We start from the raw sequence: 14,853 nt of genomic DNA, 5'->3' as shown, positions 1-14,853 counted from the left end.
CGCAGGCAAGCCAGCTCCCACAGTTGATCAGCTCTCACATGGGTTTTGTGGTGTGATTAGGCGACCTGTTTGGCTTGTTCGCGCTCGGCGACCAGCTGGCGGGTCAGCGGGATCAGCTGCTTGCCGTAGTCGATTGCGTCGTTGAGCGGGTCGAACCCGCGTATCAGGAAGGTGGTGATACCCAGGTCGTAGTAGTCCAGCAATGCCTGCGCGACTTGTTCGGCGGTGCCGACCAATGAAGTGGAATTGCCCTGCGCGCCCAGCAACTCGGCGATCCCGGTCCATAGGCGCTTATCCAGGCGCGAACCCTGCGCTGCCGCTGCCAGCAAGCGGCGCGAGCCTTCGTTGGGTGGTTCGCGGCGCACAAAGCCCTGCTTGTCAGCCAGTGCGGTCGCCTGTTGCAGGATTGTCTCGGCACGTGCCCAGGCCAGCTCCTCGGTTTGCGCGAGGATCGGGCGCAACGACAAGCTGAAGCGAATCGTGCGCCCGTGCTTGGCCGCTTCTGCGCGCACCTGGGTCACCACTTCGTGCACCTGCTCGTAGGTTTCGCCCCACAGCGCATACACGTCGGCATGTTTGCCGGCCACCGCAATCGCGGCCGCTGAAGAGCCGCCGAAGTACAGCGGGATATGCGGTTGCTGCGGCGACTTCACCGTCGAGTGCGCGCCTTCGACCTGGTAGTAGGTGCCTTTGAAATCGAAAGGCTGCTCGTGGGTCCATTCCTGGCGCACCACGCTGAGGTATTCGTCGGTGCGTGCGTAACGTTCGTCCTTGCCGATATGGCTGCCATCGGCGCGCAGTTCACGGTCATCGCCGCCGGTGATGATATGCACGGCCGTGCGCCCGCCGTTGAACACGTCCAGGGTCGCGAACTGGCGAGCTGCCAGGGTCGGCTGGGCAAAACCTGGGCGATGGGCGATCAGGAACTGCAGCTTTTGGGTCACGCTGGCGGCATGCGCGGCGATCAGCGTGCTGTCCGGGCTGTTGGAATGAAACGCCACCAACGCGCGGTCGAAGCCGGCCGCTTCGTGGGCGCGGGCCACGGTTTCGACGTAGTCCGGCTGCAGGGTAGGGCCGCTGCGCGGGTGAATCTCGGAAGCGTGATGGCCGCCGATGTAACCGATAAATTCGATGCTCATGGTCTGTCCTTGTCGATTGCGCGATTAACACCTCCTCCGGGCGTGGGGTCGGTCACTCGGGTCAAAAGTAAGGGCCGTGGCGGGGTCTGTAAAATGCCTGTTGGTTCTAACCTAATTATAAAAAGCAGAATTATCATGCGTAAATTTTATTAAAGCTGTGCATTCAATGTGGCAAGCCTGCTCGCCCTGCGTTGGGTGGCGAAGCCGCCCCAATTCAGACGGCGCGGTGAATCAACTGGAAGGGGCCGCTGCGCAGCCCAACGCAGGGCAAGCCTGCTCGCCACAGAACAGTGCGCTAAAGACTCAAACGAATCTCGGCGCACAAACCGCCTTCAACCCGATTGCTCAAGGTCAGCGTGCCGCCGATCGCCACCGCCAGTTGCTGGGCAATCGCCAACCCCAGCCCGGTGCCGCCGGTGCCGCGATTGCGTGAGCTTTCTACCCGGTAGAACGGCTGCAGCACCTGCGCCAATTCGTCTTCGGCAATTCCGGGGCCTTGGTCCAACACCTTGATCGACAACTGCCCATTGGCTGTCGAGCCGACTTCCAGCTCGGCGTTGCCGGCGAATTTAAGGGCGTTGTCCACCAGGTTCACCAACACGCGGCGCAGCGCGTGGGGGCGGGTGTCGAGGATCAGCGCGCTTTTGCCGCGCAGGCTGACCTGCTTTTGCATGTCCTGATAGTCAAACACCAGGCTGTCGAGAAAGGCGTCCAGGTCAATGCGGTGGCTGGCCTCGGTGGCGCCGTGAACGCTGCGCGCATACGCCACGCCTTCACGTACCAGGTGCTCCATTTCGCTCAGGTCGCTCCACAGTTTTTCGCGGTCGGCGCTGTCGTCCATAAACTCGGCGCGCAGTTTCATGCGGGTGATCGGCGTTTGCAGGTCATGGGAAATCGCCGCGAGGATCTGCATGCGTTCCTTGAGGTATTCGGCAATGCGCTGTTGCATGGCATTGAACGCCGCGGCGGCATGCGCGACTTCACTCGGGCCGGTTTCGTCCAGGGGTGTGGGGTGAGCGTTCGGGTCGAGGGTTTCGACCGCACGGGCCAAGCGTGTCAGCGGGCGCACGGCCAGGCGCACCGCGACCCAGGTGCAGCCGAGCAGCAGCGCCAGTTGCAGCACCAGCACCACCGGCAACCAATAGGCTACGGGCAGGGCGGCGGGGCGTACGTCGAGGGTGATCGGGTTGCCATCGGCCAGGGTCAGGTGCACCTGGAAGTGTTTCTGGATGCCTGGAATATCGCGAAAGGTCAGGGCGTAATGCTCGCCCAGTGCGTCCGCAATCGAGGTGGCGGCCATTGGCACATCGTTGCTAGTCATCGGTTCACCGGCCTCGCCGGCGTTGAGCAAGTACCGGTAATTCTGCCGGTCGAGACGCGCCAGCCAACTGGCGCGTTCGTTGGCGGGCAGGCGGTCGAGGATGGCCACCGAGGTGGACACGTCGTTTTCCAGGTTGCCGAGCATCACCGTGCGCGCACTGATATAGCGCTCGTAGAACTGCGCACTGAATGACAACCCATGGGCACACACCAGGCTGATCAGAAAAATCAGCGACAGTTGGGACGCCAGTGTGCGCGGCCAGCCAAACCGCCATGGCCTCATTGCTCGGCCCCGAGGATTTGCACCGGCAGTGAAAACACATAACCCTCGCTGCGCACGGTCTTGATATAGGCCGGTTCGCGGGCGTCATCCAGCAAGCGTTGGCGCAAGCGGCTCACCAGCAGGTCGATGGAGCGATCGAACAAGTCGGCGTCACGCCCCTGGGTCAGGTTCAGCAATTGGTCGCGGTTGAGTACGCGCTGCGGGTGGTCGAGAAACACCCGCAACAGACGGTATTCGGCGCCGCTGAGTGCCACCAGGGTGTCGTCCTCGTCGAGCAGGTGGCGGGCGGTGGTGTCCAGGCGCCAGCGACCAAAGCGAATCAGCCGCCCGGTTTCACTCACTATCAGGTTCGGTGGCAGCATGCGTGTGCGGCGCAATACCGCATTGATGCGTGCGAGCAATTCACGCGCGGCGAAAGGCTTGACCAGGTAATCATCGGCGCCCATTTCCAGGCCGATGATGCGGTCGGTTTCATCGTTGCGCGCCGTGAGCATCAGCACCGGCGTGGCTTTGTGCTTGCCCATCCGCAGTTCGCGGCACAGCTGCAAGCCGTCGTCGCCGGGCATCATGATATCCAGCACGATCAAGTCCACGGGGGTGGTGTCGAGGAAGCTGCGCATCTGGCGGCCGTCGGCGACTACGGTGGTGCGCATGCCGTTTTTCTTCAGGTAATTGCCCACCAGTTCGCGGATTTCCCGGTCGTCATCGACGATCAGGATGTGATCGACATGATCCATGCTGCCTTCCTCGTTAAATGCTCTTGGCCGCAGTCTAGCCATCGCCGCAGCCTTTGCCTTGTGCGCTTTGTATTGCAGTGTATCTGGCGCTGACCAGATACACGGCGAAGCAAAAATCAGTGGCGCACGGCCTTGAGCAACAGCGCCTCGAACACCCGCTGGGCGCGCGGCTCATCAGTGTGGGCGACATTGAAGCGCATCGAATTGAGGTGCGCCGGGTCGTAGCCGAACAGCGCGCCCGGCGCCAGCACCAGGCTGCGTTTCAACGCCTCCTGGGCCAGCAGTTCACCGTTTACGCCCTTGGGCAGGCGCGCCCAGATAAACATCCCGCCTTCATACGCCATCGGCAGCTCGCAGCCACAGCGCTTGAGCCATTGTTCGACGCGCCCGCCGGACTCCATCAAACGCTGGACCATACGCTTGCGGTGCTTGGCGTAGCTGCCTTCGCTGAGCATGCGGTAGACGATCTGCTCGAACAGCTCCGAGGTCACGCCGCCGCTCATCAGCTTCATGTTGGTGAGGTTGGCGGCCAATTGCGGCGCGGCCACCACGTAGCTGACGCGGGTGTTAGCGCTGAGGATCTTGGAGAACCCGGACAGGTAGGTGACCTGATCCAGCCCGGCGAGGGCGGCCAGGCGCGGCGGCGGGTTGGGGTGCAGGTCGCCGTAGAGGTCGTCCTCGACGATATGACAATGGTACTGCTGGGTCAGTTGCAGCAGGCGAAACGCCTGGCCGGGGCTGAAGGAATGGCCGGTGGGGTTATGCAGCACGCTGGTGGTCAGGTACAGGCTGGGGCGGTGCTCGGCCAGCAGCTGTTCGAGGGCAGTAAAGTCAAAACCGTCGGGGCGCCGCTCGATGGTCACCACTTTGACCCCGTGCAGGGCCAGGTTGGCGTGGAAGTTGAAGTAGCACGGCGCGTCCAGCAGCACCGTGTCGCCGGGGCGCGCCAGCAGGCGCATGAGCATGTCCAGGCCCTGCACGGTGTTGGGCGTGGTGATGATCTGTTCCACCGGTACCGACAAGCCTTCGCCGTGCAGCTTCTGTTGCAGGGCCTGGCGCAAGGGCAGCAACCCGGCCGGCGTGCCCAGGCCGGCGATGCGCAGTGACGGCGCACGCACCACGCTGCGCATCGTTTGGCGGATGGCCTCGCCGTTCAACCAGTCCTCCGGCAAGTGCCCGCCACCGGGGCGCAGCTCGCCGCTGGCGGTGACCAGCGGGCGGCGCAGCACGCTGAGCAGGTCTTGGGGCAGCAGGTCGACCCAGGTCGCGGCGGCCGGGCGTGCGGTTTCCATCGCCACAAAATAGCCGCGGCCCTGGCTTGAGGTCAGCAGGTGGCGCCCGCGCAGGCGGTCCAGTGCTTCGTTGAGGGTGAACTTGCTGACGCCCAGGGTCTGGGTCAGCTCACGCACCGACGGCAACTTGCTGCCGGGTGCCCATTCACCGGCCTCGATGGCCTGGCTGAAGGCGTCGACGATCTGCTGCACCTTGGGCGTGCCTTCCACAAAAGCGATGGCGGATACAAACATAAACCTTCCTTGTCTTTGCCGGTGCTTTTACCGGTGAAGTTAGGCCGGATTAGGCACCACTTTACCTGCCTTGTGCAATGACGCTGCCCTAGACTGCGCGCCATCTCGCCGGAAACTGGCGAAGTTTCTTACACGCGAGCAATGGATTTCGCATTCTCATGAAGACTTATATGTGCGCCCCCTGCGGTTTTATGTACGTAGAAGAATTGGGTATTCCGGAGGACGGAATCCCGGCCGGCACCCCTTGGGAAGAAGTGCCGGAAGACTGGACATGCCCTGACTGCGGCGTGACCAAGGCCGACTTTATGGCCATTGAACTCTAATCCTCCATCAACGAAAGGAATCGCTCCATGGAAAGCAAACTGATCAACCCCACCGTGCCGTTCTGTACCGGCGTGGCGCACCAGAAATACCTCAGCGCCGAAAAAGGCCTGCAAACCGCTATCGAGGGTGATTGCACCCATTGGTACATCGACGGCAGCCTGTTCGGCGAGATGGTCGATGACTGGACCGATGCACGCATTGAGAGCCTGCAGGCGCACATCGCGGCCAGTGGCGTCACGCCGATCTTCCACGGCAACTTCAAGGCGCCGCTGGGCAGTGACGTCGAGGCGTTCCGCGCAGCGGCGGTGGACTACGTGAAAAAAGAGATTGATATCGCCAGCCGCCTGGGCGCGCCGTTGATCATCCACGGCGGCAGCATCGTCGAGCCAAAAATGGTGCTGATGGCCAAGAAGGTTGCGCTGGAGCACTACCTCAAGTCGGTACAGGAACTGGCGAGCTACGCCGAGGCCAAGGGCACGGATATCTACCTGGAGAACCTGTCCAACTACGTCAACTACCGGCCGTTCCACTACATCTTTACCCATGAGGCCGAATACGCGTTTGTGTTCGAGCGCTTGAAGGCCCATGGCAACGTGTACTTCTTCCTGGATGCGGGCCACGCCAACATCGAGAACGGCCTGCCGGCCGACGTGGTGCGCAAGTATCACCACTTGATCAAGGGCATTTCTTTCAGCAACAACAATGGCGTGCAGGATCAGCACTTCGGCATTCATGACGGCAACTGTGATTACGCCGACGTGGTGCAGGCAATAGTAGAAACCAACTGGAAGGGCCTGGTGGCGTTCGAAACCCGCAACCAGACCGCGAAGGCCGCCCTGGCCGACCTGGCGCTGATGTACCGTGAATCCCTGACCACTGAAATTGCCGTTGCCTGACAGGCGCAGGGGCGTGCGTTTCAAGCGCGCCCCGTTGTTGTTTTTACCATTCCAAGGTTCTGGCCCATGACAAGTGCGTTAACGCTGTCTTCGTTTCTCTACTTCCTGCTGTTTTGCGCCACCATGACCTTCAGCCCCGGCCCCATGACCCTGTTGCTGCTAAGCCTGGGCTTGAAGGACGGCTTGCGCAGTTCGATCCCGGCGCAGATCGGCGCCAGTGTGTCCTACCTGATTTCCATCCTGATCTTTGCCGTGGGCTTTTCGGAACTGATCAAGGGCAACCTCGCCATTACCCAGACCATCCAGTTCGTCGGTGTGGCCTATATTCTGTACCTGGCCTACAAGCAGTGGACCAGCAGCGGCGTGTCGATCAACCAGGGCGGCGCCGTGGAAGGCTCGCGCAGCCTGTTCGGCAAGGGGTTGCTCACCGGGTTTTCCAACCCCAAGACCATCATCATGTTCAGCGCCGTGTTCCCGCAGTTTGCAGGCGCAGGCGAGCACAGCTCGGCGGCGGATATCGCCATCCTCGGGTTGACGTTTCTGACCCTGCAGTTTGCCAGCGGCTGCCTGTACTGCTATTTCGGCCAGCGCATCAAGCACGTGCTGGAAAACCCCAAGCGCCGGGTGCTGTTGCAGCGGATCACGGCGGTGCTGCTATTGGGTGTTGCGTTGATGCTGGCGCGCGGGTTTTCGCACTGAAGTATTAGCAGGTAAGCAGTAGTGGCGCTTTGACGTTGCCCTGTTAGACTCCAGGCACTCATCCAGGATTACACCCCACCATGTCAGCCGCCGGAGGAAATGGACTTCCGCTCGCTTCGCGCCTGTTCAAATCGCGGCTCTTGGGGCTGACGCTCGGTTTTGTCTGCGTGGTATTTGGCATGTACCCCTTGCACCCGTCGCTGTGGGTGTGGGCCTGGATGCTGATTAACGCGTTTGTGTGGCCGCACGTGGCCTACCAGTTGTCGCGCCGGGCGAGCAACTCACTGCGCAGCGAACGGCGTAATTTACTCTTCGATTCGTTCTGCGGCGGCTTCTGGGTCGGTGCCATGCACTTCAACCCGCTGCCCAGCGTGACCACGCTGTCGATGATGACCATGAACAACGTCGCCATCGGCGGGCCGCGCTTTATGCTCGCCGGCTGGGTGGCGCAGGGGCTGGGCATCGGCGCCGCCCTGCTGGTGTTCGCGCCGGCGTTTGTCGCGGTGACCAGCGAGGCGCAGCTGTATGCGTGCCTGCCGATCCTGATGCTGTATCCCCTGGCGCTGGGCTGGATCTGCTACCGCCAGGCCGTGACCCTGGCCCGCCACAAGCGCGAGTTGCTGGCCTTGAGCCGCACCGACAGCCTGTCTGGCTTGCTCAATCACGGCGCCTGGAAGGACCATCTGGAAATCGAGTTTCAACGTTGCCGCCGTGAACAGGTGGGCGCGGCCATTGCGCTGATCGACATCGACCATTTCAAGACCATCAACGACACCTACGGGCATGTCACCGGCGACATCGTGCTGCGCCAACTCAGCAAGGTGTTGCGCCAGAACCTGCGGGCGTCCGACCTGGCCGGGCGCTATGGCGGCGACGAGTTCTGTGTGATTTTGCCAGGCATGCCGCTCAATCGCGCCACCGAAGTGATGGACGCTTTGCGTGATCGCTTCAGCGCGCTGGCCTATGCGCAAGACCCGACCCTGCGCGCCAGCTTGAGCATTGGCCTGGCGCCGTACCAGCCGGCGCACGCCGACTCCACCAGTTGGCTCAACGACGCCGACCAGGCGCTGTATGAAGCCAAGAGCAGCGGGCGCAACCGCGTCAGTTCGGTGCAAGGCAGTTGGTTACGCTCGGTTTAGTGGGGTAGGGTAGCGCAGCACACCCCCACAACAACAAGGATCGGTCCATGCTCTTCACCTTCTCCCGTACCCTGCTGGCCGCCACCCTGGCCCTGACCTTCGCCGTGCCGGCCTACAGCGCCGAACCCCACAAGCAAATCCAGGCGGATGCCGAACAGTACAAGGCCGAGGCCCTGAAACTGCTCGAACGCCTGGTGAACATCGATTCGGGTTCTGGCTACGAGCCGGGCCTGACCCAAGTGCGCGACATTGCCGTGGATGAGCTCAAGCAGCTCGGTTTCAGCATTGAGCTGGTGCCCGACAAAGCGGCTAACAACAGCCATGTGATCGCCACCCTCAAGGGCACCGGTAAAGCCAAAATCCTGCTGATGGCGCATATGGACACCGTGTTCAAGGAAGGCTCGGCCGCCGAGCGACCCTTTCATATCAAGGATGGTCGCGCCTACGGCCCCGGCGTGATGGATGACAAGGGCGGCATCGTCGCCGGCATCTACGCGCTCAAAGTCCTGAAAAGCCAGGGCTTCAAGGACTACGCGCAAATCACCTTCCTGCTCGATGCCAGCGAAGAAACCGGCTCAGAAGCCGCCTCCGAACTGATCCGCAAAACCGCCAAGGCCCACGACGTAACCTTGAACCTGGAACCCGGTCGCCCAGCCGACGGCCTGGTGGTATGGCGCAAAGGCAGCGCCACTGCAGTGGTCGAAGTCAAAGGCAAAGCCGCCCACGCCGGCGTCGCCCCCGAACTGGGCCGCAACGCCGCCATGGAAGCCGCGCACCAGATTCTGCAACTGGGCAAACTCGGCGACGAAGAGAAGAAAACCACCATCAACTTCACCGTGATCAAGGCCGGCGACCGCACCAACGTCATCCCCGACCAAGCCACCGCCAAAGCCGACGTGCGCGCGGCACTGCCGGAAGAGTTTGATCGGATCGAAAAAGACCTGGCGCGGGTGTCAGCCAACAAATTGATCCCGGACACCGAAGTGAAAACCAGCCTGCTGCGCGGCCTGCCGCCGATGCCACAGACGCCGGAGTCGGACAAATTGGTCGCAATTGCCCAGGGAATCTACGGCGAACTGGGCCGCAAGCTGACCATTGAAGGCAGCGGCGGGGCAGCGGATGCGAGCTTGTCGGCTGGGGTTGGGACGCCGACGTTGGATGGGTTTGGGATTGTCGGTGGGAATATTCATACGCCGGAAGAATATGCCGAGGTGGAGAGCGTGGCGCCACGGGTTTATTTGTTGAGTCGGATGATTATGGAGCTGTCGAAGCGGTGATAAGGCGGCTCACCTGGTTACTCTGGGTGAACTGGCTTTGTGGCTGGCAAGCTAGGCTATTTTGTGGTGAACGAGGTTTTTGTGGCGAGCGAGCTTGCTCGCGCTGGGCTGCGCAGCAGCCCCAAAACCGTTACCCCGATACACCAGGAAAAATGCGCCGCCCTCATTGGGACCGCTTCGCGGTCCAGCGCGAGCAAGCTCGCTCGCCACAGGGGGAGTGGGCCAGTGAGAAAGGTGGTGTGCCTACCATGTTGATGGGTCTTCCTGGCTGGCTTTTTGGAGGTCGTCTTTCCATACCTCGTTGGCTAGTCGGTGAATGTCTGCGAAGAAACCGCGGGGGTTTACTATTTCCGTTTCGTCCCAGGCCATCGTTATGTATTCGTCATAATCACTCTCAAATTCTTTGGCGAAGTTAAAATCAGGCGAATCTAGAGCTTCCTTGAGTGTCGATATCAGTACGAAGCGATGTCTGTAAGAAAGATACATGAGGTCTTTTAAAATGAACTCGATAATGATTGTTTCTCTATCTTTTTCATCATTTGGATCATATTTCCATAGTGCTTCGCCGACGGTGTCTTCAAGGTCGTAAATCGATAGCGCTCCTAATATATGAGAAATGCTGGGAATGTAGGGTATGTCCATGAAAGGAGACTTCAACATTGGCTGCTCACTTAGGAAATGCGGTGAATGGTCGAGTTGGGTTGTTTTTATCAAATCTGATTTCAGCTCTATCCATGTTTTCTATATATTTTGGGTTTTTTGGGTTTTTGCTGTTAGGTTTGTAACCTCGACCTGCTCCAGGCAATTCAACTATAACCACAGGATTGCCCTGTTTGTCGAAACCTGTCGGTGATGGCGAATCGCCCTGCATTTTACCTAGGGCCTTGTTTATAGCGTGGAGTTGCATTTTCCAGGTTTTAAATTGAGAGCTTGAATTTATCGGCCCTTTCTTGCCTGTGGTTGGGTTTGTACCGTCTATGGAGCGTTGTTTTAAAGCGTGGTCTGGTATTTCGGGGCCGTGCTTTTCAGTGGCATGCATGTTGTATTTTTTTTCCCAGCTCAACACTCTATGCTTGGCATTCGACTCTGTTAGTTCACCTATTCTTGCCTGTCGTTCAGCTCTCGCCAAGTGAGGCAGAGCAGGTACTCCGTCATCAACGTTTGGCTTGGGCGGTTCTACAGTCGCAGTGGGTTTGCATGCACCGCTGCCAGGACAATTACTCAGCCCCAGCGGATCCACCCACCCCGTAGGATTCGGCACATACCGGTACGCATTAATCCCACCCGCCAACTTCACCGGGTCCGGCGTCAGGTAGCGACCAATATCTGGATTGTAGTAGCGATGGCGGTTGTAGTGCAGCCCGCTTTCCGCATCGAAATATTGGCCCTGGAAGCGCAGCGGATTGTCGATTTTTCTGACGTCTAGGCGGGCGATTTCACCGTAGGCGCGGTAGTGCGCGGACCAGACGATTTCGCCTTCGGGGTTTGTCAGTTCCTGTGGCGTGCCGAGGTGGTCGAGTTGGTAGTGAAAGGGCTTTGTTTCTTGTGGGCCAAAGCCTTCCAGCAGTACCAACGGGCGAAAACTATCTGGCTCGTAGATATAGCTGCGATGGCAGTCCGCGTGGTGTTCAGCTACCAGCTTGTCGCCTTGCCAGAAAAACTCCGTGGTTTTTCCGTCCACCGTTTTGCTGATCCGCCGTCCAAACGGGTCATAGCGATAGCTGGCGGTTTGCCCGTTGGGCTGTGTGATCCCTATCAACCGATGCTGGCAGTCGTAACGGTACTCGGTGACGAGCTGATGACCCTTGCCACGTCGCTGTCGGATCAGATTGCCGAAGGCGTCGTAGTCGTAGTGATGATCGCCCTGAATCATCAACCGGTTCCCCGCCACGATGTCCGGGCCGGGGCGGTCTTGCATGAGCAGGTTGCCAGCCGGGTCGTGGCCGAAGCGTTCCTGTACGTCTTGCGAGTGGTCGGCGCGGGTCAGGCGGGCGAGGGGGTCGTAGTGGTAGTGGTGTTCGCCTTTGCGGGTATCTAGCAGGCGGGTGAGGTTGCCGCTTTTGTCGTAGTCGTATTGGCGTTGGTATAGCGTGTGTTGCTGTTGGCTGACCGCGTGGGCGTGCAGGCGGTTTTGGTCGTCGTAGTGGTAGTGGCTGAGGAGCTGGCCCTGCTGGCGTTGGTGTTCGCGGCCGGTTTTGAACAGGTGGGAGGTGAGGGTTTCGCCGTTCAGCTCGACGGTGGAAAGGTGGCCGCCTTTGTCGTGATTGAACACCAGCCGGTTATTGTCCGGCAGGCGCAGGTTTTTAAGTTGGCCGCAGGCGTCGTAGCCGTAACGCAAGGTGCCCCAGCCTTGGTGTTCGGAGGTGAGGCGGTTTTGTGGATCGTATTCGTAGGCCAGCGACCAGTGGCCGTCGTCGACGCTGAGGAGATTGCCTTGGCGGTCGTAGGCATAGTCGACAATATTGCCGTCTGGCAGGGTTTTTCTTACGAGGCGCCCGGCGTGGTCTCGCTCGTAGCGGGTGACGAGCTGACTGCCGTCGTCGCCGTGTTCGGTTTTTTCCGCCAGGTTGCCGTTGAGGTCATACACATAGGCCGTGCGCTGGCCGTCAAAGCCGATTTCCTGCTGGATCAGGCCATTGGGGTGGTAATCGAGTTGGTAGGTTTCGCCTGCCTCGTTTTCGATCGAGGTCAGCAGCAAACGCGCATTGTCGTAGCGATACTTAACGTGGGTGCCATCGGCGTTGATACGGCGGCTGATCAGGTGCAGGCCGTCGGCGTATTCGTAGCGGGTGACGTGGGCAAGTTCGTCGTGTTCGGCGGTGATTTTTCCGTAGGCGTTGTAGCTGTATTCGCGTGTTGCACCGCCTGGCAATACGACACGAATCAACCGACCCACGCTGTCCCACTGATATTGGGTCAGCGCGCCCTGTTCATCCTCGCGGGCAACCTGTCGCCCGAGGTCGTCATAGCGATAACGCTTGCTACCCCCATTGGGCAGCAGCTCCTCAAGCAACTGCCCGCGCTCATTCCAGACCAGCCGATGGCAACTGTTATCGGGAAACCAAACCCCCGTCAGTTGTCCGTATTTGTTGTAGCTGTAGTCCGTGATATTGCCGTCAGGATCGGTCTTACGCGTGACGTCGCCCTGATCATTGCGCTCGTATTTCCAAACTGCCTCACCACGGCGCACAACGCGTACGAACCCGTTGTCATGCTCGTAGGACGTCGGCTCATCGTCCCCCGGAAACAGCGCCACCAAGCGTCCGGCTTCGTCGTACTGGTACGCCGTCACCGCCCCAAGCGGGTCCTGCTCTACGGTCAGCCGGCCTTTGTCGTCATAAGACTTGAAGTGTTCAGCGCCGTCCGGATCAATCCGTTGCACCAGCCGCGCACGGTCATCGTGGACATACACTTCCCGGCTGCCATCAGCGTTATGCACCGTGACACGGCCGTCATCGCCCCAGGCATACCGCGTATCCATCTGCGAAAAGCTGGCCCAATGCCGAACACACCGAGCGGCCTTGCCGGCCCGCTCCCATTCCCAAAAGAAGCTCGCTCCACCGGCCAACTCACGCTCAAGAATGACGTGCTGCTCGTCGTAGCGATAAACCTCGCTTTCGCCTACGGCATTGGTCGCAGAAACCAGTCGGCCAAGGTCGTCATAGGCGTAGGAAACAACACTCTGCTCGGTCACCCATTCAAACGGCTCATGCCCTTTGGCCCGATGAACCTGATAGTCCACCGCCACAATGCGGCCAAATTCATAACGCAGAAACAGGGAGCGACCTACACCATTATCCAGCCGCTCAACCCGCCCCAAACGATCGCGGAAAACTCGCAGTCGGTTGTCATACGCATCGCTGATCGCGGTCAGCACACCGTCGCGAAAGTGATAAAACCGCGATGCCTGAGCCAGCACCAACTCATCGGGCACGTCACCCAAATAGATCGCCGCTTCGGCCAAGCTATTGGTAATCGCCGGTCGAGCAGCGGTAGGCAACGGAAACTCGGTACGGCGGTTCTCATGATCCGTCCACACCACCGAATTACCGGAAACAGAAAGCCGCTGCGCGAGCGCATGACTCCAGCCAAACCCCAACCCGCCATCCACTTCCACCGCGCTGGTGCGATACACCCGCGTCCACTCAAACGGCAAAATCCCATCCAGCGTGCCATCGGTGAGCGTCAGCAATTCCTCGCCGGTAACCATCGACACCGGGCAACCATTGGTAACGGTTTTGTTCGCCGCAGCCGCCGCATCGCCATTCAGGTTCTTGCCCGAAGCCGGCACATCATCCACAGGTTCCTGGCGCACCAACGCGGTCTGCTGCGTCTTGCCGCGCACCGCCGGCACCGGGTTGGCAACCAACTGGTCCCCAGCCTTCAGCGGCGCAACCGGCACGGTCTTGATCGGCGTCGGGGCACTGCCCAGCAAGATCGGCTTGGCCGCCTCGACATGCTCAACCAAGCGAGATTTACCAAATTGCCCGGCCAGTTGCTCCAACCACCGGCGCGCACGCCGAGACTTGATGCCGCCCAGCACCTGGGCGCTCATGCGTATCGCAATCCCCATGCCGCCCGTGGCCAGGGCCAGCACCAGGTTAATCAGCACGTCGGCGCTGATCTCACCCAGCAACTCGTTCATGTATGCAGGCGGCAACAACCGCATCCAACTGACCATGGCCGACAGGTAGATAAACAGCAGCGGCTCATCGCTGAGCACCAACAGGCCTTTTTCAAGCGCCTCGGCGCTGGCATTCAGCAGCTGTTCAAACTCGGCCTGGGACAGATAACTCAGCAGCTTTTCAGCGTTATCCAACGGGTGTGCAAGCCACTCAAACAGCTGCTTGAGGCTGTCCCATAGTGAGTACAGCGCCTCGCCAAACCCTTTGGCGTAAGCCTGGTCCAGCATGAGATAACGCTTGAGGACATTGGCCTCGGAGTAGTCCTGCCACAGTGGCGCAAATGTGCCGCTCCACTCGCTGCGCAGCCAGCCTTCCAGCGGTTCGATGACCGACTGATAGGAGGCATACAACGCCTTGAAATGCGCAGGCGAAACGTCGGGGTAAAAGTTGACCCGGTACTGCTGGTTGCGATCACATTCGGTGATTTCGAGAATGCCGCTGGGGCCAATAGTTTTGCGGATCGGCTCGCCCAGTGGGCCGCCATTGGGGTCTACGCGTTGCAGCACCACCGGCGTATTGCCGATGGGCACAAAGCGCGTGCTCTGGAACATATGCACCAGGGTCAACGTGCCGCTGGCCTGGCAGGTGGCGACGGTGGTGCTGGGAATGATCGAGCGGTTGATCGGCGCCACCAGCGCCACTTCGTTGCCGACCTTGAACACCTGTTCGACGTCCAGCGCTGAAAAGCTGAAAAAGCTTTCCGCCCAGGCATCGTAGGTATTGAGGCAGCGTCTGAAATCGCCGAGAACGGACTCAACGTCCCGCGTTTTTGAATCCATGGCCGCCAGCACCAGCAGGCCAATGGTCTGGCCGGTGGCGGCGATCAAA

The 14,853-nt window shown here is 60.2% G+C and carries 11 protein-coding genes; 5 read left to right on the top strand and 6 right to left on the bottom strand.

Annotation, left to right across the window (positions count from 1 at the left end; all coding sequences use genetic code 11):
• Nucleotides 1-56: 56 nt before the first annotated feature.
• From HBO23_RS14060 to HBO23_RS14045, 4 genes are all read right to left on the bottom strand, one after another.
• Entirely contained in the window at nt 57-1,139 is a 1,083-nt protein-coding gene (locus HBO23_RS14060) for an LLM class flavin-dependent oxidoreductase (RefSeq protein WP_169987238.1), read from the bottom strand.
• A 295-nt stretch (nt 1,140-1,434) separates the two neighbouring features.
• Nucleotides 1,435-2,742, bottom strand: coding sequence for an ATP-binding protein (locus tag HBO23_RS14055; protein ID WP_017137768.1), 1,308 nt, complete (start codon nt 2,740-2,742; stop codon nt 1,435-1,437).
• Entirely contained in the window at nt 2,739-3,479 is a 741-nt protein-coding gene (locus tag HBO23_RS14050) for a response regulator (RefSeq protein WP_170038555.1), read from the bottom strand. Before HBO23_RS14050 ends, HBO23_RS14055 begins: the two co-directional genes overlap by 4 nt.
• 116 nt (nt 3,480-3,595) lie before the next feature.
• Nucleotides 3,596-5,005 (bottom strand): PLP-dependent aminotransferase family protein, encoded by a 1,410-nt coding sequence (locus HBO23_RS14045; protein WP_138452299.1) that lies wholly within the window; start codon nt 5,003-5,005, stop codon nt 3,596-3,598.
• 158 nt (nt 5,006-5,163) lie between these two features.
• On the opposite strand from HBO23_RS14045, the gene HBO23_RS14040 reads away from it, so the two are divergent.
• The 5 genes from HBO23_RS14040 to HBO23_RS14020 all read left to right on the top strand — a co-directional run bounded on the left by HBO23_RS14040 (nt 5,164) and on the right by HBO23_RS14020 (nt 9,340).
• The gene (locus HBO23_RS14040) at nt 5,164-5,328 is read left to right on the top strand and encodes a rubredoxin (RefSeq protein WP_016968943.1); all 165 of its coding nucleotides are present in this window, start codon (nt 5,164-5,166) and stop codon (nt 5,326-5,328) included.
• Nucleotides 5,329-5,355: 27 nt separating this feature from the next.
• A complete protein-coding gene (locus HBO23_RS14035) occupies nt 5,356-6,225 on the top strand; it encodes a sugar phosphate isomerase/epimerase family protein (protein WP_017137771.1) in 870 nt (289 codons plus the stop codon).
• A gap of 66 nt (nt 6,226-6,291) precedes the next feature.
• Nucleotides 6,292-6,924 carry a LysE family translocator gene (locus HBO23_RS14030; protein WP_017137772.1) on the top strand — a complete coding sequence of 211 codons (633 nt, stop codon included), beginning with the start codon at nt 6,292-6,294 and terminating at the stop codon, nt 6,922-6,924.
• Nucleotides 6,925-7,004: 80 nt separating this feature from the next.
• Entirely contained in the window at nt 7,005-8,063 is a 1,059-nt protein-coding gene (locus HBO23_RS14025; protein WP_099547776.1) for a diguanylate cyclase, read from the top strand.
• 47 nt (nt 8,064-8,110) lie between these two features.
• Nucleotides 8,111-9,340 (top strand): M20/M25/M40 family metallo-hydrolase, encoded by a 1,230-nt coding sequence (locus HBO23_RS14020; protein ID WP_170038553.1) that lies wholly within the window; start codon nt 8,111-8,113, stop codon nt 9,338-9,340.
• A 243-nt stretch (nt 9,341-9,583) separates the two neighbouring features.
• Here the strand turns inward: HBO23_RS14020 and HBO23_RS14015 are convergent, their stop codons facing one another.
• Together HBO23_RS14015 and HBO23_RS14010 are read right to left on the bottom strand one after the other, a co-directional pair.
• Nucleotides 9,584-9,982 (bottom strand): hypothetical protein, encoded by a 399-nt coding sequence (locus HBO23_RS14015; RefSeq protein WP_346274596.1) that lies wholly within the window; start codon nt 9,980-9,982, stop codon nt 9,584-9,586.
• A 25-nt stretch (nt 9,983-10,007) separates the two neighbouring features.
• A complete protein-coding gene (locus HBO23_RS14010) occupies nt 10,008-14,804 on the bottom strand; it encodes an RHS repeat-associated core domain-containing protein (protein WP_170038761.1) in 4,797 nt (1,598 codons plus the stop codon).
• Nucleotides 14,805-14,853: the final 49 nt, after the last annotated feature.

It is taken from the genome of Pseudomonas sp. WS 5532 (genome assembly GCF_012985445.1).
GTDB lineage: Bacteria > Pseudomonadota > Gammaproteobacteria > Pseudomonadales > Pseudomonadaceae > Aquipseudomonas > Aquipseudomonas edaphica.
This window is presented reverse-complemented; position numbering and strand designations above follow the sequence as displayed.

Bases quoted from the DNA above. Each gene is read 5' to 3' on its own strand.
- HBO23_RS14035 (WP_017137771.1), top strand. From the start codon at position 5,356: ATGGAAAGCAAACTGATCAACCCCACCGTGCCGTTCTGTACCGGCGTG.
- HBO23_RS14060 (WP_169987238.1), bottom strand. From the start codon at position 1,139: ATGAGCATCGAATTTATCGGTTACATCGGCGGCCATCACGCTTCCGAG.
- HBO23_RS14055 (WP_017137768.1), bottom strand. From the start codon at position 2,742: ATGAGGCCATGGCGGTTTGGCTGGCCGCGCACACTGGCGTCCCAACTG.
- HBO23_RS14050 (WP_170038555.1), bottom strand. From the start codon at position 3,479: ATGGATCATGTCGATCACATCCTGATCGTCGATGACGACCGGGAAATC.
- HBO23_RS14020 (WP_170038553.1), top strand. From the start codon at position 8,111: ATGCTCTTCACCTTCTCCCGTACCCTGCTGGCCGCCACCCTGGCCCTG.
- HBO23_RS14025 (WP_099547776.1), top strand. From the start codon at position 7,005: ATGTCAGCCGCCGGAGGAAATGGACTTCCGCTCGCTTCGCGCCTGTTC.
- HBO23_RS14015 (WP_346274596.1), bottom strand. From the start codon at position 9,982: ATGGACATACCCTACATTCCCAGCATTTCTCATATATTAGGAGCGCTA.
- HBO23_RS14045 (WP_138452299.1), bottom strand. From the start codon at position 5,005: ATGTTTGTATCCGCCATCGCTTTTGTGGAAGGCACGCCCAAGGTGCAG.
- HBO23_RS14030 (WP_017137772.1), top strand. From the start codon at position 6,292: ATGACAAGTGCGTTAACGCTGTCTTCGTTTCTCTACTTCCTGCTGTTT.
- HBO23_RS14010 (WP_170038761.1), bottom strand. From the start codon at position 14,804: ATGGATTCAAAAACGCGGGACGTTGAGTCCGTTCTCGGCGATTTCAGA.
- HBO23_RS14040 (WP_016968943.1), top strand. From the start codon at position 5,164: ATGAAGACTTATATGTGCGCCCCCTGCGGTTTTATGTACGTAGAAGAA.